This is a genomic window from Arthrobacter sp. 05T442, assembly GCF_056395945.1.
On the sequence record NZ_JBFTKM010000004.1, the window covers coordinates 29,673 to 49,992 of the forward strand.

At 67.0% G+C, this 20,320-nt stretch carries 14 protein-coding genes; 2 read left to right on the forward strand and 12 right to left on the reverse strand.

Annotated elements, in window-relative coordinates; translation table 11 throughout:
* Positions 1-59 precede the first annotated feature (59 nt).
* The gene (locus AC1DES_RS06200) at positions 60-1,412 is read right to left on the reverse strand and encodes an MFS transporter (protein WP_476894818.1); all 1,353 of its coding nucleotides are present in this window, start codon (positions 1,410-1,412) and stop codon (positions 60-62) included.
* A 149-nt stretch (positions 1,413-1,561) separates the two neighbouring features.
* Between AC1DES_RS06200 and purH the strand changes: the two genes are divergently transcribed.
* Entirely contained in the window at positions 1,562-3,247 is a 1,686-nt protein-coding gene (gene purH, locus AC1DES_RS06205) for a bifunctional phosphoribosylaminoimidazolecarboxamide formyltransferase/IMP cyclohydrolase (RefSeq protein ID WP_476894819.1), read from the forward strand.
* Between the two features lie 651 nt (positions 3,248-3,898).
* Here the strand turns inward: purH and AC1DES_RS06210 are convergent.
* Positions 3,899-4,849: a trypsin-like serine peptidase gene (locus AC1DES_RS06210; RefSeq protein ID WP_476894820.1), complete on the reverse strand. Its 951-nt coding sequence runs from the start codon at positions 4,847-4,849 to the stop codon at positions 3,899-3,901.
* 268 nt (positions 4,850-5,117) lie between these two features.
* Here AC1DES_RS06210 and AC1DES_RS06215 point away from each other — a divergent pair, with 268 nt between their 5' ends.
* Positions 5,118-7,337 carry an NADP-dependent isocitrate dehydrogenase gene (locus AC1DES_RS06215; RefSeq protein ID WP_476894821.1) on the forward strand — a complete coding sequence of 740 codons (2,220 nt, stop codon included), beginning with the start codon at positions 5,118-5,120 and terminating at the stop codon, positions 7,335-7,337.
* A 133-nt stretch (positions 7,338-7,470) separates the two neighbouring features.
* Here AC1DES_RS06215 and AC1DES_RS06220 read toward each other — a convergent pair whose 3' ends face one another.
* From AC1DES_RS06220 to AC1DES_RS06265, 10 genes are all read right to left on the reverse strand, one after another.
* A complete protein-coding gene (locus tag AC1DES_RS06220; protein ID WP_476894822.1) occupies positions 7,471-8,007 on the reverse strand; it encodes a mucin-associated surface protein in 537 nt (178 codons plus the stop codon).
* A complete protein-coding gene (locus AC1DES_RS06225; RefSeq protein ID WP_476894823.1) occupies positions 8,004-9,251 on the reverse strand; it encodes a serine/threonine-protein kinase in 1,248 nt (415 codons plus the stop codon). The genes AC1DES_RS06220 and AC1DES_RS06225 overlap by 4 nt, the downstream gene beginning before the upstream one ends.
* A gap of 591 nt (positions 9,252-9,842) precedes the next feature.
* Complete coding sequence (locus AC1DES_RS06230) at positions 9,843-11,045, reverse strand: hypothetical protein (protein ID WP_476894824.1); 1,203 nt, start codon at positions 11,043-11,045, stop codon at positions 9,843-9,845.
* Between the two features lie 115 nt (positions 11,046-11,160).
* Positions 11,161-12,231, reverse strand: coding sequence for a Gfo/Idh/MocA family protein (locus AC1DES_RS06235; RefSeq protein ID WP_476894825.1), 1,071 nt, complete (start codon positions 12,229-12,231; stop codon positions 11,161-11,163).
* Between the two features lie 144 nt (positions 12,232-12,375).
* The gene (locus AC1DES_RS06240; RefSeq protein ID WP_476894826.1) at positions 12,376-13,083 is read right to left on the reverse strand and encodes an ABC transporter ATP-binding protein; all 708 of its coding nucleotides are present in this window, start codon (positions 13,081-13,083) and stop codon (positions 12,376-12,378) included.
* Between the two features lie 2 nt (positions 13,084-13,085).
* The gene (locus tag AC1DES_RS06245; RefSeq protein WP_476894827.1) at positions 13,086-14,576 is read right to left on the reverse strand and encodes an ABC transporter permease; all 1,491 of its coding nucleotides are present in this window, start codon (positions 14,574-14,576) and stop codon (positions 13,086-13,088) included.
* A gap of 223 nt (positions 14,577-14,799) precedes the next feature.
* Positions 14,800-15,900: a substrate-binding domain-containing protein gene (locus tag AC1DES_RS06250; RefSeq protein ID WP_476894828.1), complete on the reverse strand. Its 1,101-nt coding sequence runs from the start codon at positions 15,898-15,900 to the stop codon at positions 14,800-14,802.
* A gap of 65 nt (positions 15,901-15,965) precedes the next feature.
* Positions 15,966-17,234: a multiple monosaccharide ABC transporter permease gene (gene mmsB, locus AC1DES_RS06255; RefSeq protein ID WP_476894829.1), complete on the reverse strand. Its 1,269-nt coding sequence runs from the start codon at positions 17,232-17,234 to the stop codon at positions 15,966-15,968.
* 56 nt (positions 17,235-17,290) lie between these two features.
* Positions 17,291-18,847: a multiple monosaccharide ABC transporter ATP-binding protein gene (gene mmsA / locus AC1DES_RS06260; RefSeq protein ID WP_476894830.1), complete on the reverse strand. Its 1,557-nt coding sequence runs from the start codon at positions 18,845-18,847 to the stop codon at positions 17,291-17,293.
* A gap of 131 nt (positions 18,848-18,978) precedes the next feature.
* Complete coding sequence (locus tag AC1DES_RS06265; RefSeq protein ID WP_476894831.1) at positions 18,979-20,169, reverse strand: ROK family transcriptional regulator; 1,191 nt, start codon at positions 20,167-20,169, stop codon at positions 18,979-18,981.
* Positions 20,170-20,320: the final 151 nt, after the last annotated feature.

A 20,320-nucleotide genomic window follows, 5' to 3' on the forward strand; every position in this document is an offset into this window, starting at 1 on the left:
TTTGAGCCCCCAAAACGGCCCCTGCTGCGAGTCAGTTGGGTGGGCCGGGGTGGCGGGGGCTACTCGAGCCGGCGCTGCCTGGTTTCGGGGGAGAAGAACGCCATCCACAGCACGGAGAGCAGCACCAGGGCGCCGGCCAGGGCGAACGACGTCGCGAGGCCCAGTTCCGGCCACAGCACGGCGGCGAAGATCAGCGGGCCGAAGCCTGCGCCGAGCCGGGAAAATGTCGAGGCCCAGCCGAAGCCCGAGCCGCGCAGCTCGGTCGGGTAGAGCTCGGAGACGTAGGCGTACAGGACCGGGATGGCAACCTGCACCACAAAGCCGAACATGAGCAGCCAGAACACAGCCGCCGTCGGGATGTCCACCACGATCGCCACAATCACGAGGGTCAGCGCGGACAGCGGGCCCGTGACGGCCAGAATCCATTTCCGGCCCACCCGTTCCACGAGCAGCGCCGCCACCACGACGCCCAGGAGCCCGACGGCGGCCATGGAAGCGGTCGTGAGGAAGGCCTTGTACTCCTCGAATCCGGCGCCGATCAGGATCCGGGGCATCCAGGTCAGCGACAGGTAATAGACCAGCAGGATGCTGAAAAACAGGGACCAGGCCGCCGTCGTGATCTTCCAGTTGAACTGCCACAGCAGGCGCAGCTGGGTCCAGGCGCTGCCTGCGGAGAGCCGGGGAGCGTCCTGCGGATCGGGCAGGCTGTAGACCCGGGGCTCGGCGCCGGTGGCCTCGACCAGGCTGTCGATCACCTTCGCGGCCTCGTCCCGGCGGCCTTTGCGGATGAGGAACAGGGGGGACTCGGGGACACTGCGCCGGATCCAGAACACGAGCAGCGCCGGCAGCACCATCACCAACATGGTCAGGCGCCAATCGGCGAACGCCGCCACGAGGCCCGCGGAAACGAAACCGCACAGGGCAGCGCCGACCGGCCACCAGCCGTCCATCGCGGTAAGGACCTTGCCGCGCTGTTTGCGGGGAGTGAACTCGCCCACGAGCGCATAGTCCACGGGAATACAGCCGCCCAGGCCGAAGCCGGCCAGGAAGCGGAACACCACGAACCACAGGTAGTCCGGGGAGAACGCGCCCAGAACCGTGAAGACGGAGAAGATCAGCAGGGTCGCGGTGAACGCCTTCTTGCGGCCGATGGTGTCCGCGACGGTGCCCCAGATAAACGCGCCCAGGGCCATGCCGATCAGGTTCGAGGCGCCGATCCAGGCGGCATCGCCCGCGCCCAGGGACCAGTGCTTGGACAGCAGCGGAATGAGGATGCCGTTGAGCGTCACGTCCCAGGCATCGAACATGAAGCCCAGGCCGCCGATCAGGAAGATCCGGCCCTGCACTTTCCAGCGCCACGGCAGTTCCTGGACCACCTGTTCGCCGCTGGGCACGGTGGTGTATGTATTCATCTCAGCCTCCTGTGAAAACTCTACGGTGCACTTCGCGCCCGCGGCGGGCTTCACACTGCGGCGCGCAGGAAGGGCCGGCGCCGCGACGCGATAAACTGGCCCCATCCCCACCACCCGCGGCCCCGCCGCGATATAAGACGGAGACTTTTGTGAGCTTCACGCAGCTTGACCGTGTATCCATCGACCGTGTCCCGATCCGCCGGGCGCTGATTTCGGTCTACGACAAGACCGGTCTGGAGGAGCTCGCCCGGGGCCTGCACGCGGCAGGCGTCAAAATCGTCTCCACAGGCTCCACCGCCAAGAAGATCGCCGCCGCCGGCATCCCGGTGCAGGAAGTCGAGGAAGTCACCGGCTCCCCGGAAATGCTCGACGGCCGCGTCAAGACCCTCCACCCGCGCGTGCACGGCGGCATCCTCGCGGACCGCCGCGTTCCGGCGCACATGCAGACCCTCGCGGACATGGAGATCGAGCCGTTCGACCTCGTCGTCGTGAACCTCTACCCCTTCGTGGAGACCGTGAAGTCCGGCGCCGCGCAGGACGACGTCGTCGAGCAGATCGACATCGGCGGCCCGGCGATGGTGCGCTCCGCCGCGAAGAACCACGCCGCCGTCGCGATCGTGGTCGATCCCTCCTCCTACGGTTCCGTGGTGGAGGCGGCTGCATCCGGCGGCTTTGACCTGAAGACCCGGCGCCGGCTCGCCGCGAAGGCCTTCGCGCACACCGCCAGCTACGACACCGCCGTGGCCACCTGGACGGCGAGCCAGTTCCTCGATGAGGACGGTGACGGCCTGATCGACTGGCCCGCCTACGCAGGCCTCGCCCTGGAACGCTCCGAGGTCCTCCGCTACGGCGAAAACCCGCACCAGCAGGCCGCGCTCTACGTGGACCGGGCCGCCCCGGCCGGCATCGCGCAGGCGGACCAGCTGCACGGCAAGGCCATGAGCTACAACAACTTCGTCGACGCGGACGCCGCCCTGCGCGCCGCGTTCGACTTCGCCGGGCCCGCCGTTGCCATCATCAAGCACGCGAACCCCTGCGGCGTGGCCGTCGGGTCCGCCTCCGCGGCCGACCCGATCGCCGACGCGCACGCCAAGGCCCACGCCTGCGATCCGGTCTCGGCGTTCGGCGGCGTCATCGCGGCCAACCGGACGGTCACCGCCGGCATGGCCAGGACCGTGGCGGACATCTTCACTGAGGTTGTCATTGCGCCGGGCTTCGACGACGAGGCCGTGGAGATCCTGGCCAAGAAAAAGAACATCCGCCTCCTGGCCCTGCCCGAGGGCTACGGCCGCTACCCGACTGAGTTCCGCCAGGTCTCCGGCGGCATGCTGGTCCAGGCCACGGACAAGGTCGACGCCGAGGGCGACAACCCGGCCAACTGGACCCTCGCCGCCGGTGAGGCCGCCGATGCCGCGACGATGGCGGATCTGGCCTTCGCCTGGACCGCGTGCCGCGCGGCGAAGTCCAACGCGATTCTGTTGGCCGCCGACGGTGCCGCCGTCGGCATCGGCATGGGCCAGGTCAACCGGATCGACTCCTGCAAGCTCGCCGTCGAGCGGGCCAACTCGCTTGGTGTGAGCGTGAGCTCCGAGGTTGAGGGCGCCGGCGGTGCCTCGAACGCCGACGCTGTTGGAGCCCCCGAGCGTGCCCGCGGCGCCGTGGCGGCGTCGGACGCGTTCTTCCCGTTCGCCGACGGCCTGCAGATCCTGATCGACGCCGGCGTCCGGGCCGTGGTCCAGCCCGGCGGTTCGGTCCGGGACGAGGAAGTCATCGCCGCAGCCAACGCAGCCGGCATCACCATGTACTTCACGGGCGCGCGGCACTTCTTCCACTAAGCCGCACGGCTAACGCGGACGACGGTATTCCGAACCCCTGGTTCCACCAAAGGACATGCTCATTCTTGCCGCGGGACATGCTCATTTTTCGGGACAAGGAGTGGACATTTGGGGGATATGTCCATTTTCTGGCCTGCGCGGAGGGCATGTCCCGTGGACTTAGACGCATGCCGGGCCACTGCAGGGACATGCTCATTCTTCGTGCCCCGGGCGGGCCGGCGGCCGGTCAGGAGTGCGTGGTCATTTCCTGCCGGGGGCTTGACCTGGTGGGCCGGCCGGGGGACATGCTCATTCGTGCCGCGGGACATGCTCATTTTTCGCGGCAAGGAGTGGACATGTGGGGGATATGTCCATTCTCTGGCCTGTCGGGAGGGCATGTCCCGTGAGCTCGGATGCGGGCGGGCCGCCGTCGCGCGTCAATGCCAACGCGAGGCCACCGGGAGCCCTCCCCGCTTCTGGAGATGGGCAACAAGTGACCCCGCGCCGGGGTACAGGAAGCTTGGGGTGCAGAAAGCCGGGGGTACAGGAAGTTTGGGGTACATGAATCCGGGGTCGACAGGGCTGTGCTGCATGCACTTGGGCTGCACGCACCCGGTAGATGCGGGCCTGAAGGGCACGAGCCCGGGATCAGCCAGGCTCGTGCCCTTCCGGTCAGGAAGCCGCGGCGGTGCTGTACTCCTGCTGGATGACTGAGCCCCAGTACGGGCCGTACATGGTGGTGGAGTTGCTGCCGTAGCCGTAGCTGTTGATCGAGTTCTGGTAGCCGGACGCGCTGGTGCCGATGAACCACGGGCCGCCTGAGGAGCCGCCGGTCATGTTGCACGGGATGCCCTGGGTGTTGAACTGCGGGTTGTAGGGGTCGTTCGTTGCGGTGCCGGAGCAGCTCTTCAGGGACTCGCCGTTGAAGGGTGACGCCGCCGGGTAGCCGAAGGACTTGTAGCTCAGGCCGCGGGCCGCGTTGAACTGCAGGCCGGAGGCGCCCACGACGTCGGACAGATACTGGCCGTTGAGCGTCGACATTACGGCGAAACCGGTGTCGTACGTCATGTCGCCGGAGGAGCTCCACTGGGTCGGCGCGTAGAGCGCCTTGGCGGTCCACTTCCCGTACGGGGCGGAGCCGTTCAGGTAGGCCGGGACAAACGTGAACTTGGTGGCGAAGGCGCCCGGGCCCTCATTGACGCAGTGGCCGGCCGTGACGACCGTGCTCTTGTTACCGGCGGAAACCGAGTTGCCCGAGCACACGTAGTTGGTCCCGCCCAGGGTGAAGAAGACCTTGCCGATGTGCGGGACGGGGGACTCGCTGGCATTTGCCTTCGTCTGGACCGCCGGGGCCTGCGTCGCGGCCTGCGCCGGGGACTGCTGCGCCTTGGACTGCTCCTTCGGTGCGGTGGCCTCGACCGTGCTCGGGGCGGCACCCTCCAGCAGTGCCGCCGCGCGCTTGGAGGACTTGCCGCGTTGGATGGCCTTGGCCGCCAGGACGTCGCCGGGGACCGCGCTGCGCATCCGCTCCTCGGTCCAGTAGTCCGCCGCACCGGCCAGGGCCAGCAGGGCCGCGGCCGACAGGGCGAGGAGGCTGGTGGCCAGAGTCTTGGGTGTTCTCATGGTGTCCTAACCGGTGGAAAGCGGTGCGGCCACGGATGGTGGCCGGTGTGACGGGAACGAAGCTACGGTGGTTTGACTAATCTGTAAAGTTAATTGTCAAATTCTGTCAACTACTCGCGGAGCCCTCGCGAACGCCTCGCGAGGGCGTCACGGATCCACCCGCGTCCGACGCCGGTAGGCGCCAACGGGGGCACCTCAGGTAAGTTAGGGGTGTTGAGATAACACAAGATTCCGGAAATACCCAGACCTTCAGGGAGACGCCCGAGCAATGGCAAAGATTATCTATACCCACACCGACGAAGCGCCGATGCTGGCCACCTATTCGTTCTTGCCGATTGTTGAGGCATTCGCCTCCACGGCCGGTGTGGAAGTGGAGACCCGCGACATTTCGCTGGCCGGCCGCATCATCTCCGCATTCGGCGACTACCTCACCGAAGAGCAGCGTGTCAGCGATGCCCTGGCTGAGCTTGGCGCCCTCGCCAAGAGGCGCGAAGCCAACATCATCAAGCTGCCCAACATCAGCGCCTCCGTGCCCCAGCTGAAGGCCGCAATCGCGGAACTGCAGGGCCACGGCTACGCGCTGCCGGACTACCCGGACAACCCGTCCTCGGACGAGGAAACGGACATCCGGTCCCGCTACGACAAGATCAAGGGTTCCGCCGTCAACCCGGTGCTGCGTGAAGGCAACTCCGACCGCCGCGCGCCACTTTCGGTCAAGAACTACGCACGCCAGAACCCGCACAGCATGGGTGCCTGGAGCCCCGAGTCGAAGACCAACGTCGCGCACATGGACACCGATGACTTCCGCTCGAACGAGTTGTCCGTGGTCATCGACGCGGACACCAACATCAAGATCCAGCTGGTCAAGGAAGACGGCACTGTCAAGGTCCTCAAGCGTGCGTTCCCTGTCCTGGCGGGCGAGGTCATCGACGGCACCGTGATGCGCGCTGCCGCCCTGGACGCGTTCCTTGCCGCCCAGGTTGCGCGGGCCAAGGAGGAGGGCGTGCTGTTCTCCGCCCACCTGAAGGCCACCATGATGAAGGTCTCGGATCCCATCATCTTCGGCCACGTCGTCAAGGCCTACTTCTCCGACCTCTTCGCCACCTACGGCGAGCAGATCGCTGCCGCAGGCCTGAGCCCGAACAACGGACTCGCCTCCATCCTGAACGGCCTCGAGGAGCTTCCCGAGGAAATCCGCGGCGACGTCCAGAGCGCCATCCAGAAGGGCCTCAACGAAGGCCCCGAACTCGCCATGGTCGACTCCGACAAGGGCATCACCAACCTGCACGTGCCCTCCGACGTGATCGTCGACGCCTCGATGCCCGCCATGATCCGCAGCTCCGGCCACATGTGGGGCCGCGACGGCCAGGAAGCCGACACCCTCGCCGTGCTCCCGGACAGCAGCTACGCCGGCATCTACCAGGTTGTCATCGACGACTGCCGTGCCCACGGCGCCTTCGACCCGACCACCATGGGCACGGTGCCGAACGTCGGGCTCATGGCCCAGGCCGCCGAGGAGTACGGCAGCCATGACAAGACCTTCGAGATCCAGTCCGCCGGCACCGTCCAGATTGTCGACGACGCCGGCACCGTGCTGATCGAGCACCAGGTCGCCCCCGGCGACATCTGGCGCGCCTGCCAGACCAAGGACGTGCCGATCCGCGACTGGGTCAAGCTGGCCGTCACACGCGCCCGCGCCTCCGCCATGCCGGCTGTCTTCTGGCTGGACAAGGGCCGCGCCCACGACGCCCGGATGATCGCCAAGGTCGAGGAATACCTCCAGGAACACGACACCGAGGGCCTGCAGATCGCCATCATGTCCCCGGACAAGGCCACCGCCTTCACGCTGGACCGGCTGCGCAAGGGCGAGGACACGATCTCGGTGACCGGCAACGTGCTCCGCGACTACCTCACGGACCTGTTCCCGATCCTGGAACTGGGCACCAGCGCCAAGATGCTCTCCGTGGTTCCGCTGATCAACGGCGGCGGACTCTTCGAGACCGGCGCCGGCGGCTCCGCCCCGAAGCACGTCCAGCAGCTGCTTAAGGAAAACCACCTGCGCTGGGACAGCCTGGGTGAATTCCTCGCCCTGGCCGTGAGCTTCGAACACCTCGCCACCAGCACGGGCAACGCCCGCGCCCAGGTCCTGGCCGACACCCTGGACCGCGCCACCGGCACGTTCCTGCTCGAGAACAAGTCCCCCAAGCGCAAGGCCGGCGAGCTCGACAACCGCGGAAGCCACTTCTATCTGGCCAAGTTCTGGGCCCAGGAGCTGGCACGCCAGACGGACGACGCCGAACTGGCCGCCGCTTTCGCTGCGGTCTCCGGCGCGCTGGACTCAAACGAGGAGACCATCGTCGGCGAGCTTCTGGCCGTGCAGGGCTCCCCGGTCGACATCGGAGGCTACTACCGCCCCGACGAGGCCAAGGTCACCGCCGTCATGCGCCCCTCGGCGAAGTTCAGCGAAGTGCTGTCCATGCTCGGCTAATGCCTGAACAGACCGTGTGAGTGCCCAAACGGCGCACCGTGGATCTAAAGCAACGCGGGGTCACTTCGGCCCAATCCGCACCTGGGATTGGGTCAGAGGGACCCTGCGTTGCTGTTTAACGTCGCGGCGGCCCTCAGCCTTTGCCTTTGGGCTTTGGCTTGTCGGCCTTGCCCGGGGCCGGAGCCGGGGCGGGGGCGACGACGGCGGGCGCCGGTGTCGGCTCCGGGGCCGCGGCGGACGCCGCCTGGGCAGCTGCTGCTGCTTGCGCTGCGGCCTCCTGCTGGGCCGCAGCCTGTTGCGCGGCGGCCTTGGCGGCATCGGCTGCAGCTTGTTTGGCCGTGAGGTCGGCGCGGACGGCGTCGATGGACGTTTTGATGCTCTGGTGGCGTTTGAACGACACCTCCCCGCGGGCCGCGGCGTCGTCCAGCTTGGTGACGAGCTCATCGAGCAGTTTCAAGGACCCGGGGGAGTCGTCGGCAGCCGCGGCCTCTGTAACGGCGAGGACCTGTGACTGGAGTTCCTTGGCCGCGTCATTGCCGAGTTCGGGCGATGCCGGGGCGCAACCGGCAAGGGCACCGGCCAGCAGGCCTGCGGTGAGGAGGAAGGCCGGGAGACCGCGCGCCGGGCGGCAGCCGGGCGTGGCGAAAGGCCGGGGGATGCTGCGGCTCATGGCTTGACGCTCTCCTGCAGTTGTTTCAGGTGGTCGCCGAGGGTGCCCGTGACGGCCGGGTAGGAGACCACCGCGGAAGCTTTCGGGGCCGCGACCGCGACGACGACCGCGGCGGCCGCTGCCAGGATAACGACGACGGCGAGCACCACCGCGATCCGGGCGCGCCGTCCGGCCGTCCGGAAACGTGCCACCTGGCGGGACGCAAAGCCGCCCCTTCCGGGATGGCGCGCCGCGGCGCCGCCGGGAGAACCTGCCGGAGAAGCGCCGGGAGCATCGCCAGCAGTGAGCACATGCAGGCGGCGGGTACCGGCGTCGGAGCCGGGCAGCAGCGGCGGCCGGGCGGGCGGGGCGGGCAGCCCGCGCGTGCGCTGTTCGGCCAGGACGCCAGGAAGCGACTCTGGTGACACGAGTGCCTGGCGCAGGGCCACTTCGAGGTCCGCGGCAGCCGGGCGGTCCAGGGGGTCCGGCGCGGTCACGGCCCGGATCAGGTGCGCCCATTCGGCCGGCACATGGGCCGGGATTGCCGGGGGCCGGTGCAGCCGGGCGACCGCCGATTCCATGGGACTGCCCGGGTACTCCACCTCTGCCTTGATACATTCGAGCAGCACCAGCCCCAGCGAGTAGATGTCGCTGGCAGGACCAAGGTCGGCGCCCCGGGCCTGTTCCGGACTCAGGTAGGCGGCGGTCCCCACCATGGTGCCTGTGGCGGTTAGGCGTGCCCCGTCGATGATCCGGGCGATGCCGAAGTCGGTGAGTTTTGGCCGCAGCGGCTCGCCGGGCCGTACCTGCACCAGCAGGATATTGGCCGGTTTGATGTCACGGTGGACGATGCCCAGGCCATGCACGTACGCCAGGGCATCTGCAACGCCCGCACCGATGACGGCAAGTTCGTCAAACGGCACCGGACTGTGGCGGATCCTGGTCCGCAGGTCCTGGCCGTCCACCAGTTCCATGGTCAGGAACGGCCGCGGTTCCTGGGGGACCCGGGTGTCCGTCCCGGCGTCGAAAAGAGTTACAAGACTTGGGTGGTTCAAGGTGGCCAGAAGCTCAATTTCGGCTTCCTGGCGCCGCAGCTCGTCCGGGTCGGCCGACTGCGGCGCAAAGAGCTTAAGCGCCACGTCCCGGCCCAGGTTAAGGTCCTTGGCGGTGTAGACCGACGCCATGCCGCCCCGGCCGATTACTTCTCCCAATCGGTAGCGGCCGCCCAAGGGCTCGGCCGCGATGCTATTGGTCGAACTGTCCACGATCTCCCCATCCCCTACCACTGCGCCACGGCGGCGCTAGTAAAGAATAATACGGGGACGGGTATTTGCGGCCATCACGTGCGGCCTGAGCCGGCGGCACATCGTGCCGCGCGTTCTGATCCGGCCCTGCGGACCGCCCTGCGGACCTTCCAGCCGACCGGCCTGCGGCCGCGCATCATGCGGACCGGCCTGCGGACGGTCTTGCGCCGGTCCTGCGCCTGCCCTGCCGACCGTCCTGCGACGAAACGGACGGGCCCTCCGCCGGAGCCAATGAACGCCGTTGAGTCCCCCAGCGGACCCAACGACTTCGCTCCGGCGGTCTCGGGACCTCGACCGGGCACGTGGCTACTACGGCGGATGGTCCTTTGACGCGGAGGGATCCGGATTGTCCGGCCGAGGCGGCCCTGAGACCAGCCCTGGAATCACGGAAGGGGGACGTGGCGGTGCTGCATGACTCAGCCCGTTGGCAAGTGGGGTGCCGGAAATCCGCCGGCGAGCGGTCGTGTCCATGGGGAGATCTCCTGAATGACTGTCAGCGGGCGCTCAAGGCAGCCCGATGGGCCGTGCTCTGGGGAAGCAGAGACGGCTTGACTAGTCAGGAGAGGAGCCGGGGTCAGCGGCTAGGGCAGCAGGCTGGTGTTGGAGGGGACCACGGATCGGGTCTGCATCTGCCGTTGGGACGTAGAAGTACATGCTGGGCATCCAGGCGGCTGTCCCTGTGGGGCCGTTGGAGGAGTGCCCGCTTCCTGACCCGGAGCCGGGCGCCGGCGGCAGGGCATCGGGTGCAGGCAGGCCGGTGCCACCGTGCCACGGGTTGGGCCGCCCGTTGCCGCCTGGTGCGGGTGTGCCTCCGCTGCCAGGGGCAGGGGGAGCCGGCGGCGCTGCAGCGCCGGGCGCGGGTGGAGTCTCGGGCACGAGCACAGCCGACACCGACGGCGCGTAGTAACTCCGGCGCAGGGCCATGGATGCGAATTCAGCCAATCGCCCGGCCAGGCCGAGTTGCTCGGCTGTCCCCGGAACCGCGGCGTTCCCGGTACCCGGAACCGCTCCGGGTGCCACCACCTGGGCGGTGGTTGATGTCGTTGCGGCGGAACCAGGGGAAGAAACCATGGGCACTGCTGCAAGGCCGCCCGGGATCGGGACAGCCGGTAGCGCAGTTCCGGGGTCCGGGACTTGAACGGAGGTATCCGCAGGTGAGGGCGTGGGAACCGCAGGGTCCGGGGCCGGCAGCACAGCAACTGCGGGATCCGGGACCGGGACGGCATCGGCGGGGACGGGGGCGGGGACTGAGGGGTCGACGGCGGGAAGGGCCGGGTCGGGGACAGGCGCGGGATCCACGACCGGCAGCGACGGGTCCGAAACAGGCGGGGGGTCGGAAACAGGCACCGCCGGCGCGTCAACGGTCGCGGCCGGATCGCCGGAGCCGGGGACGTCCGCGGCGGGAAGGGACGGCAGCGGGTCAAGAACCGTAACGACGGCAGCCGGCGCGGCAGGGGCGGTCTCGGCGGTCACCGGCGTCGGGGCCGGTACTGCCGCGGCAGCCCACTGTGTTTCCTCGGGTGCGAGGCCGGCAGCCGCCGTCGGCGTGAAAACCGGCATGTCGTCGAGGTCTGTGCCCGTGGCCGCCACGGCCTCGGCGGCCTCGTCTGACGGCGCTGGGGTGGCAGTGGAGTCGTCCGCGTAGGCAGAGCCAGCGGAGAGGACCAGCCACGCGGCGCCGGCGACGCCGGCTAAAAGGATGCGGCGCAGCGGGGTGGGGCGGAGCACGCGCGAGCGTGTTGTTGGCTGTTCCATGCGCGCACCCCCGTCCCGGACGAATCGACGATTGCCTTCAGGGTAAGGCCGCCCTTGCGGGCTCGTCCAGAGCGGACCGTAAACTGTGGCGGATCCGAGACCCGCCCGCGCGGGCTCAGCGGGCGTCGTTCGGGTAGATCACACCCAGCTGAGCGCGGACGCCGTCGAACAACCGCATGGTGTTCAGGGAGTCCTCCAGCGGCATGACAGGACTCTCGGTGAGGCCCTGCTGGATGCAGCGTGTCACCTCGCGGAGCTCGTAGCTGTAACCCCTGCCGACGACGGTGAAGTGCTCCCTGCGCGGTTCGTCAAAACCGATCCTGACCTGGAGTTCCTTCGGATTGTTGATCGACCCTGTGGTCTGCATGAATCCCAGGCTTCCGGCCACGGTCGCCGTTCGGGGCCCGTGCGCCAGCAACGAGGAGGTCAGCTGGGCCTGTGCGCCATGGTGATATCCGAGCGTCAACGCATTCTGGGCGTCCACACCGTCGTCGTTGAGCCAGCCGGTGGCACTGACCGTTTGCGGGAATCCCAAAGTGCCGAGGGCCCACAGCAGCGGATAGACGCTCAGGTCCAGTAGGGCGCCGCCGCCGTCCTTCGGAGCCCAAAGCCGCGACGTGGGCGAGTACGGGGCCGGAAAGCCGAGGTCGGCGCCGACCCACTTCACCTCGCCGATTTCGCCCGAGGCGGCGATCTCGAAGGCCCGCACCATGCTGGGCAGGAAGCGGCTCCACATCGCCTCCATCAGGAACAAGCCCTTGGTTCGGGCCAGCGCCACGAGCTCGGATGCTTCCCGGGCGTTGACGGTGAGGGCTTTTTCGCAGAGAACATGCTTGCCGGCGGACAGGGCCGCCATCGCGATGTGGTGATGATGGGCGTGGGGGGTTGCGACATACACGACGTCCACGGCGTCGTCAGCGAGCAGGCGCTCATAACCCGCTCGCCCGGCGTCGTCCCCGTAGGCCCTGGCAAAGCCGTAGTCGGACGCGAAGGCATCTGCGGCCGCCTGCGTGCGCGAGCTGACGGCGTGCAGTTCCGCGTCGGCCAGGAGCGTGAGGTCCCGGGTCACGGACGCAGCGATGCCGCCGGTGGCGACGACGCCCCAGCGCAGCCTGGCGCCGGTGGCTGAGCGGGGGTCCTGGTCCGGCTGGCTGAACAGCCACGGTTTCGCGATGGGGGCGGTCATGGAGCCATCTTCTCATCCGGCTGCGGGAGGGAATGGGTTTTGGGGACGGGATCTGCGGGAGGGATTAGGTTTCGGGGGCAACAGCTGAGGGAGGGTCCGGGAGGACCCTCCCTCAGCCGATGCAGCATCAGGCCAGCGGCTGGCCTACGCGGGCGAGCCGGCCGTCGCCCGGTCCCTGGCTGCTTCCTCCGTGAGGCGGCCCTGCTGGAGGCGGAAGCGGCGGTCCGTCTTGTTGGCCAGGGACCGGTCATGGGTGACGACGAGGATCGTGGTGTTGTGGTCCCGGCTGAGCGAGCTGAGCAGTTCGATGATGTGCTCGCCGGTCTGTTCGTCCAGGTTGCCGGTGGGCTCATCGGCCAGGATCAGTTTGGGCTCGTTGGCCAGTGCCCGGGCGATCGCCACGCGCTGCTGCTCGCCGCCGGAGAGCCGGTTGATGCGCCGCACGTGCTTCTCCGGGTCGAGCTGCACCTGTTCCAGCAGCTCCCGGGCACGTTCGAGCCGCGCCGCCTTGCGGATCCCGGCAAACTCCATCGGCAGCATCACGTTGTCCAGAGCGGAGAGGTTGGGGATCAGGTTGAACTGCTGGAACACGAAGCCGATGTCCCGGCGGCGGTACTGGGTCAGCTTGCCGTCCGGCATTCCGGCCAGGCTCACGCCGTCGACCAGCACGTCGCCGCTGGTGGGCTTGTCCAGTGCACCGAGCAGGGACAGCAGGGTGCTCTTGCCGCTGCCGCTCTTGCCCACGATCGAGGCCAGTGTGCCCTGTTCGAGTTCGAAGCTGACGTCGTTGACCGGTTTGATGGTTTTGTCACCGGTCTTGAAAACGCGGACCAGGTTTTTGACTTCGATCATGGCTACTCTCCTCGGAGGACTTCGATGGGGCGGATGCGGGCAGTGAGCAGGGCCGGGACGAGCGCCCCGATGATGGCGACGCCGAACACCGCGGCGATTCCGGCGGCAATGACGCCGGGGGAGGCGCTCGCCGTCACGGAGGTCAGCAGCTGGTTGGCGCCGCCGAAGGGGTTGCCGGCACCGCCGCCGGGGAAGCCGCCGCCGCCGAACCCGGAGCCTGGGCCGCGCTGGCCGGTGGTCGCCGCAGTGCCGGAAGAGGAGTTGGAACTGATGAGGGCGGTGGCTATGCCGCCGCTGGCAAGGGACGCGACGGCGGCGCCCACCACGCTGCCGAGGGCCACCAGCACGAGGGCCTCGAGCACGAACTGCAGGCCGATGGTGCGGTTGGGGGCGCCGATGGCCTTCAGCACGCCGATTTCACGGCGGCGCTCGCGGACCAGCATGACCATGATCAGCAGGATGATCAGGCCGGCGGTCCCCAGGGCTGCGACAAAGGCGATGAAGGAGATGTTCTTGACGCTGCCGAGTGAGCTGACGGCGGTCTGGAGGTTCCGCTGGCCCTGGGTGACATCGGCCTTGTCGGAGCCGAGGGCTGCCTGCAGGGCGGTCTTGGCGGCGTCGACGTTGTCCATGCTGTTCACGGTCACGATCATCGTGGACAGTTCATCGGGCAGCGCCGCAATGGTCTGGGCCGTCGGCAGGGTCACGTAAAGGGCGTTGTTGCCGAAGGCGGTGCCGGCGTCGAACAGGCCCGCGACGGTGAAGGTCTGGTCCTTGATGGTGAATGTCGAGCCCACGCTCAGCCCGTTCTTCTCGGCGAGCGTGGTTCCCAGCAGGGCGTTCGTGGACGCTGCGGTGTAGTCGCCCAGCCCCGTTCCCTGCGTCAGCTGCAGGGCCTTGCCCGTGGCGTCCACCTCGGCGCCGATGCCGGTGGCGGTGATGGGGAGGGAAAACGCAGGCGCCGCCTGGCCGGTGCCGCCGCTGGTTCCGCTATTGGAGCCGGTGCTGCCGGTGCTCCCGCTGCTGGAGCCGGTCGAGGCCTGGTTCCGGCTGCCGAGCGTGCCGGCGTCGATGGCGGCCGTGAGGCTCGTGGTCACGGCGGTGGCCGACTGCCCGCCGGGACCGCCCTGCCCGCCGGGACCGGCCTGCCCGGTCTGGGATGCGTTCGTCTGTGCGGCCGCTGCGCTGGCGTTGCGCAGGCGCAGCGCCTTGGTGCCGACAACGCTGCTGACGTTGGGCACCGCGGCCGCCGTGGCTGCCTGCGCCGCGGTCAGCGGCTCGCCGCCGCCTTCGAAGCCCTGGCCGCCGGCGGGGTTGACGGTGAGGACGGTGCCCACCGAGGCGTTCAGTTCGGCAACCTTGCCGGCCACCGCCTGGTTGGCGACCAGCATGGACAGGGCAAGGCCGATGGCCACGGCCAGGACGGCCACGACGGCGGCTGTCCTGACCTTGTTTCGAAAGGCGTTGCCTACACTCCGGGCAAGGACGCTCACGGTACTCCTAGGGATCTTGGGCCGGACGCGGAATGGCCGGCGGCTGCTCCCACAGTGGTACGTGCTGCTGTGCGGACCTCACAGCGAAGCTATGGATCCGCTGTGAAGGGCAGCAGCGGACGCCGGGCAGCAAAGAGCCCCGGTCCGCCAGGAGGCGGAGCCGGGGCTCTTCGAGGTGCTGCCCAGTCAGGCGCTGCCCGGTCAGGCGTTGCCTGAACAGGTGCTACTTGGTCAGCGGGCCGAGTACCGGATCGTTGACGTAGGCCGTCTTGACGTTGTCCTTGGTCACGATAACAGGCGTCAGCAGGTACGCCGGAACGGTCTTGACCGTGTTGTTGTAGGACTTGTCGTCGTTGATCTCAGGCTTCTTGCCTGCCTGGATGTCGTTGACCATGACGATCGAGTGCTCAACGAGCGCGCGGGTGTCCTTGTTGATGGTGGAGTACTGCTCGCCCGCCATGATGGACTTGACCGACTCAACCTCGGAGTCCTGCCCCGTGACAACCGGGATCGGCTTGCCGGCGGCCTTGACGGAGGTGATGATTGCGCGGCCCAGGGTGTCGTTCGGGGAGAGCACACCGTCAAGCGTGGCGCTGCCGTAAGTTCCGGCGAGCAGGGTGTCCATGCGCTTCTGGGCGTTCTCTGCCTTCCAGCCCTGGGTAACAGCCTGCTCGAACGTCTTCTGGCCGGAGAGCACCTTGAGCGTGCCGTCGTCGATCTTCGGCTGAAGAATGCTCATGGCACCGTTGAAGAAGACCTTCGCGTTGGCGTCGTCCGGGGAACCGGCGAACAGCTCGACGTTGTACGGACCGGTGGGCTTCTTGGCCTTCATGCCGTCCAGCAGGGCCTGGCCCTGGAGCACGCCGACCTTGAAGTTGTCGTAGGCCACGTAGTAGTCCACGTTGTCCGTGTTCAGCAGCAGACGGTCGTACGCGATGATGGTCGCGCCGGCGTCCTTGGCCTGCTTGAGCTGGGTGCCCAGCTGGGCGCCGTCGATGGCACCGACGATGATGAGCTTGTCACCCTTGGTGACCATGGCACTGATCTGGTTCTGCTGTTCCGATACGCCACCGTTGGCGAACTGCACGTCAGGCTTGTAGCCGGCCGCAGTGAGATCGTCGTTGAACAGCTTCTCCGCCAGGACCCAGTTTTCACTGGTCTTCTGGGGGAGCGCGACGCCGATTGCGGAACCCTTCGGGAACGCCTCGCCGCCAGTGCTGGATCCCCCGGAAGTTCCGGTGTCGGCGCGGCCGCAGGCTGTCAGCGCCAGTGCCGCAATTGCAGCGATTGCTGCTGCCTTTCCTGCTTTACCAATCATTTGCATTGCTTGGTTCACTTTCTTTAGGTGGTGTGCGGAGAATCAGGGAATCTTGGGACCAAGGGAACCGCTCAGGCGCCCTTGGAAATGGTTTCCTTGGTGGAGGTAACCTCGTCGGGCTGGAGCTCGCTTCCGCGGCTGAAGTTCTTCATCATCATCCCGATGATCGACTTCTTCCCCTGCGTCTTGTTGTAGACGTCGAAGGCAACGGCGATCAGCAGCACGAGGCCCTTGATGATCTGGGTCAGGTCGGCGCCCACGCCGAGGAGCTGCAGGCCGTTGTTCAGCACGGCCATGACAAGGCCACCGACGATCGAGCCGATCACGGTGCCCACGCCGCCGGTCACGGCGGCGCCGCCGATGAACACAGCCGCGATGGCATCCAGTTCCCAGCCGACGCCGTCGAACGGGCCGGAGGCGGTGGAGCGGCCGACGAAGATCATGCCGGCGAGGCCGGCCAGGATCGACATGTTCATCATGACCATGAAGTTGACCTTCTTGGACTGGACACCGGAGAGCTCAGCAGCGTGCCGGTTGCCACCCACAGCGTAGATGTGGCGGCCGATGACGGTCTTGGAGGAAACGAAGCCGTAGATAAGGACCAGGACCGCGAGGATCAGCCCGGGAATCGGGAAGGACGTGCCCCGGCGGCCCGTAGCGAACAGGTACGTGGCGTAGAGGATCGCGGCGGAGACCAGGACCAGTTTGGTGACGGTGACCCAGACCTCGGGGACCTCGGCGCCCAGGGCCTTGGCGTTGCGGCGGGAGCGGACCTCGCTGAAGATCACGAACGCCACACCGGCCAGGCCAAGGAGCAGTGTCAGGTTGTTGTACCCGGTATTGGGGCCGAATTCGGGCAGGTAACCGGAACCAATGTACTGGAAGTCGGTCGGGACCGGGATGGTGTTGGACTTGCCGACGAACTGGTTGAAGCCGCGGAAGAGCAACATGCCTGCCAGCGTCACGATGAACGCCGGGATGCCGACATAGGCGGTCCAGAATCCTTGCCAAGCCCCGATCAGGGCCCCGAGGAGCAGCCCGAACAGGATGCCCAGGTACCAGGGGATACCCCAGTCGCGGATCATGAGGGCGACGCTGACGCCTACGAAGGCCGCAACTGAGCCGACGGAGAGGTCAATGTGGCCTGCAATGATCACCAGGACCATGCCGATGGCGAGGATCAGGATGTAGGAGTTGCCGTTGAAGAGGTTGATGACGTTGCCGGGGGTGAGCGTGCGGCCCTCTGTGAAAATCTGGAAGAAGATGATCAGCGCAACCAGGGCGAAGATCATGCCGAATTGACGGGTGTTGCCGCCAAAGAGCTTCTTGAGCGCGTTCATTTTTTCAGTCCTTGTTTTCCGTCAGTGATCGGAGTGTTCTGGATGGTCCCAGAGGGTCAGGCGGTCTTGCGGGCGGAAGTCATCAGTTTCATGAGGCTTTCCTGGCTGGCTTCGTCCTTGTTCAGCACGCCGGTGATGGCGCCCTCGAATATCGTGTAGATGCGGTCCGAGAGGCCAAGCAGCTCCGGGAGTTCCGAGGAAATGACGATGACGCCCTTCCCCTGGTTGGCGAGCTGCTGGATGATGCCGTAGATCTCGTACTTGGCGCCGACGTCGATCCCGCGGGTGGGTTCGTCCAGGATCAGCAGGTCCGGATCCGTGAACATCCACTTCGCCAGCACCACCTTCTGCTGGTTGCCGCCGGAGAGCTTGGCCACTCCTTCCTCAACGGACGGCGCCTTGGTCCGCAGCGACTTGCGGTACTGCTCGGCGACGATGAACTCCTGGTTTGCATCCACCACGTTGTGCTTGCTGATCTTCTTCAGGTTCGCGGAGACCGTGGTGGCCTTGATGTCGTCCAGCAGGTTCAGGCCCAGGGACTTGCGGTCCTCCGTGACATAGCCGAGCCCGGCGTCGATCGCCTGCTTGACGTTCTTCAGGTGGAGTTCCTTGCCGTCTTTATGCACCTCGCCGGAAATGAAGCGGCCGTAGGAGCGGCCGAAGACCGACCGGGCAAGTTCCGTGCGCCCGGCGCCCATGAGGCCGGCGAAACCGACGATCTCGCCGCGGCGGACGAAGAAGTTGGAGTTCTTGCACACCAGGCGGTCCTGGATCTGCGGGTGCCCGACCGTCCAGTTCTTCACTTCGAAGAACACGTCGCCGATCTTCGGCTCGTGGTCGGGGAACCGGGATTCCAGGGTCCGGCCCACCATGCCCTTGATGATGCGGTCCTCGTCGACGCCGTCGGCCTTGACGTCGAGGGTTTCGATCGACTTGCCGTCGCGGATGATCGTGATCTCATCCGCGATCTGTTCGATCTCGTTGAGCTTGTGGGAAATGATGATGGAGGTGATGCCGCGGCCCTTCAGGCCGAGCATCAGGTCCAGGAGGTGCTGGGAGTCCGATTCGTTAAGGGCGGCCGTGGGCTCGTCCAGGATCAGGAGCTTCACCGACTTGTTCAGCGCCTTGGCGATTTCGACGAGCTGCTGCTTGCCGACGCCGATTTCCTTGACCGGGGTGTCCGGGTTTTCGCGCAGGCCGACGCGGGCCAGCAGTTCGGTGGAGCGGGTCCGGGCTTCGGCCCAGTCGATCACTCCGCGCTTTGTGGGCTCGTTGCCGAGGAAGATGTTCTCCATAATCGACAGTTCCGGAATGAGCGCGAGTTCCTGGTGGATGATCACGATTCCGGCGTGCTCGCTGGCACGGATGTCCTTGAACTCCTGGACTTCGTTCTGGTAGACGATGTCCCCGGTGTACGTGCCGAAGGGGTAAACGCCCGAGAGCACCTTCATCAGAGTGGACTTGCCGGCGCCGTTTTCACCGCAGATGGCGTGGATCTCGCCGGCCTTCACCCGCAGGCTCACATCGGCCAATGCTTTAACGCCGGGGAACTCTTTGGTGATGGAGCGCATCTCGAGGATTATCGGATCGCTGTGCGTGTTGAGGGACGTCATCTGCCCTTACGCCTCCAATGCATGACTTCGTTGTCCGCCCCTGCAAACCGCAGGGCCGTCTGATGGAAAAGTAAACTAGGTCACAGCCCTTGTCGTCAAGTCTTTAACGCAACGGGCTGGTAACGAAAACATTAACTCCGCCGGATTCCGGCATGTTGGAACACCAAAGCTGTGGCGCCGAGGGCTTCTGCGCGGTCTCCGAGTGAGGACATCGTGAGGGTGGTTGTCTCCCCGATGACCGGCACGGCATGGCGGACGAGGCCCCGACGGATGGGGTCCAGGAGCAGCTCCCCGAGCCCGGCGAGCGGACCGCCGACCACGATCACTTCGGGGTTGATCAGGTTCGCGACGTTGCCCAGGGCGCGGCCGACGGCCAGGCCGGCGTCGTCCACCACGCGCAGCGTCGCGGAGTCGCGTTCCTGGGCTTTCCGGACGATGTCCGCCGGGCTCAGCGGCTTGTCCTCGCCGCGGCTGAGGAGTTCGATCATGGTGGTGGTCGAGGCGATGGTTTCCAGGCAGCCGCGGTTTCCGCAGCGGCAGATCAGCCCGTGTTCATGGATGGTCGCATGGCCGATTTCACCGGTGATTCCGACGTTGCCGTAGTACGGGATGCCGTTGAGGATCAGCCCTGCGCCGATGCCCGAGCCGATCTTGAGGAACATCAGGTTACTGATGCCGCTGTGCGGGCCCCAGGTGACCTCGGACAGGGCGCCGAGATTGGCGTCGTTGTCGACAAAGACCGGCAGTTCCAGCGCTTGTTCGAGGCGGTGCAGAATGTTGATGCCCACCCATTCGGGCAGGATCGCGCCCTGCGCGACCGTCCCGGTGCGCCGGTCGATGGGCCCCGGAATGCCGACGCCGGCGCCTACCAGGGCGCTGCGTTCCACGCCGCTTTCGGCCAGCAGCCTGTCCAGCACGCCGACGGCGGCGGCGATGCCTTCCTCGGCATGGTGGCCCAGGGGCAGCAGGACCGATTCCTCGGCGATCACGTGGTAGCTCAGGGAGGCGAGCACCACCCGCAGGTGCCGCCGGCCGAAGTCGATCCCGACGGCGACTGCACCGTTGCTGTTAAGCCGGACGTTCAGGGCCCGCCGCCCGGAGCTTGTGATTGGCTCGGTCGAGGCAAGCCCGGCGTCCTGCATGATCTTGACAATGTTGGAGACCGTGGCCGTGGAGAGGCCGGTCTGCCGTGCCAGTTCCGCCTGGGTGGAAGGCCCGGCCAGGAGGCATTCGATGATCCGCTGCTGGTTCAGGTGCCGGAGCGCGGACTGCGATCCGGGGTTTTTGGTTCGGCTCCTCGTTGAGCGCGTTGGTGAGGGCATGCTATGAAGCGTGACGCATCCCGACCTTGTAGTCAAGAAGTTAACGCAACCGTTTGCCTTGCCGTGGGACACCTCCCGGGGACGTTCCGTCCCGCCGGAGCGTGGGGCGGGCCGAAATGCACCGGGGCTGCGGCAGGAACCGCCGCTACGC